The 1,619-nt window shown below is 50.9% G+C and carries 2 protein-coding genes; one reads left to right on the forward strand and one right to left on the reverse strand.

The genetic code is table 11. The annotated features are described in order from the left end of the window. Positions 1–406 precede the first annotated feature (406 nt). Entirely contained in the window at positions 407–1,018 is a 612-nt protein-coding gene (locus FQ185_RS30030) for an HAD family hydrolase (RefSeq protein ID WP_149420600.1), read from the forward strand. A 132-nt stretch (positions 1,019–1,150) separates the two neighbouring features. Here the strand turns inward: FQ185_RS30030 and FQ185_RS30035 are convergent, their stop codons facing one another. Beyond that, positions 1,151–1,348, reverse strand: coding sequence for a hypothetical protein (locus FQ185_RS30035; protein ID WP_149420601.1), 198 nt, complete (start codon positions 1,346–1,348; stop codon positions 1,151–1,153). Positions 1,349–1,619 lie beyond the last annotated feature (271 nt).

Raw genomic sequence — 1,619 nt, forward strand, 5'->3', positions numbered from 1 at the left:
TCCTGCGGAATCGTCATGCTCGAGATGGTGTTTTTTCGCATGCGACAAATTCGGCCTGGCCAGCCTGATCACCTGGTGAAAAGCATTGAGCAGAGCCCCACAAGGAGAATCCTTAGGTTCGCATAATATCGATGACGTTATGGTAGCTATGCCGTCGTTATCGACGAATTTAGCGCCGGGATAATCGCGAAGCCCCGGCGCTGAATTTATCCATAACGTCCATTATGCGAGGCGTAGAGTTAGAGATTTGTGTGCTCAGATCGCCTTTCTATAATCGCTCTATAATCGCCTATAAAGTCGGCTTTCTGCCTGCCGAAGGCAGATGCTTCACTGAAAAGTTCCACGCTGGAACTTTATAGATAGGTGACCTTTTTTGTCTTTTAAGCATTCCGCTGAGCTCTTACGTATGCCCGTTTCTGTAGCAATTTTTGATGCTTTCGGCACATTGCTAAAAATTGAGGAAGGCTCTCATCCTTACCGCAAAATCCTCAAGCTAGGGATCGAGCAAGGCCGCCGTCCCGGCAGCCGTGATGCCGAAGATTTGCTGACTAAGCCATTGGATTTAAGGCAGGCCGCTGACCATTTCGGCATCAGGGTTGAGGCTTCTATGATGAGCCGCCTCGAATCGGATTTGGAAAGGGAGCTGGCAGGTATTGAGGCTTATTCCGATGGTCTCGCGGCTGTTAAAACGCTCAAAGCCGCGGGCATAAAGGTTGTTGTTTGTTCGAACCTTGCTCAACCGTATGCCTCGGCAATTGAGCGACTTTTCCCGACCTTGAATGGCTATATCTATAGCTTTGCGGTCGGTGCGACTAAACCTTCGGCCGTCATTTATCACGAAGCTTTGCAGTCGGTTTCTGCGCTTCCGGAACATGCTTGGATGATTGGTGATTCACGACGTTTTGACTGCGATGGGCCTACTGCTCACGGCATTCAAGGCTTCTATTTGGACCGTAAAGGTTGTGCCGGCTATGCGTCACTAGATCTGTTTGCGGAGGCTATTTTGTTAGCCAGGTGAGCTTTCCATTCAGTCTTTGTTCGTGAGGGTGGGACAGCTTTTTCGTCCCGCGCTCTCGGGCGAAGAGCGGGTGGTAGGGCAGAGCCCTACGGCTTCCATCCGAGTCCCTTCAAAAGTTCCAGCGTGGAACTTTTACTCTTCTTCTTCGAACCAGCCGCCTTGAGCAGGGCCAGCTAGCGGGCCCAGTGGTTCCAAACTCTTCTCAGGGTGCTTTAGAAATTCCAGAAGCTTTTCATCCGTGGCATTGACCCCGTTTTCCGCGTTCTGATCTTCACCAGGTACTGCTCGCTCAAAAGTTCCACCGTGGAACTTTTTCGGGTCATCGCTCATTGCTGATACCTCTTTGCATTCGCTACCTGGTACTGCTCGCTGAAAAGTTCCAGCGTGGAACTTTGAGGCGGGACCGTGGTTTTCTGAGCGAAGCGGTGGCTGCGCGCGGTAAAGGGTGTGCACTCCCTGCGCAGCAGGGTCCACTATCTCTAATGGTGGACTCTTGTCTAACGGTTAGACTTTTATTGGTGGCTTCCCGTCTTCTTGTTCGATGTAGATTTCCCCATCGGCGTTCATTTTTACCTTGTCGAGAACCCTGTCCAACAAGATA

The organism is Pseudomonas sp. ANT_H12B (assembly GCF_008369325.1).
In the GTDB taxonomy this organism is placed as follows: Bacteria; Pseudomonadota; Gammaproteobacteria; order Pseudomonadales; family Pseudomonadaceae; genus Aquipseudomonas.

Coding starts and splice junctions, on each gene's coding strand:
- FQ185_RS30030 (WP_149420600.1), top strand. CDS start 407: ATGCCCGTTTCTGTAGCAATTTTTGATGCTTTCGGCACATTGCTAAAA.
- FQ185_RS30035 (WP_149420601.1), bottom strand. CDS start 1,348: ATGAGCGATGACCCGAAAAAGTTCCACGGTGGAACTTTTGAGCGAGCA.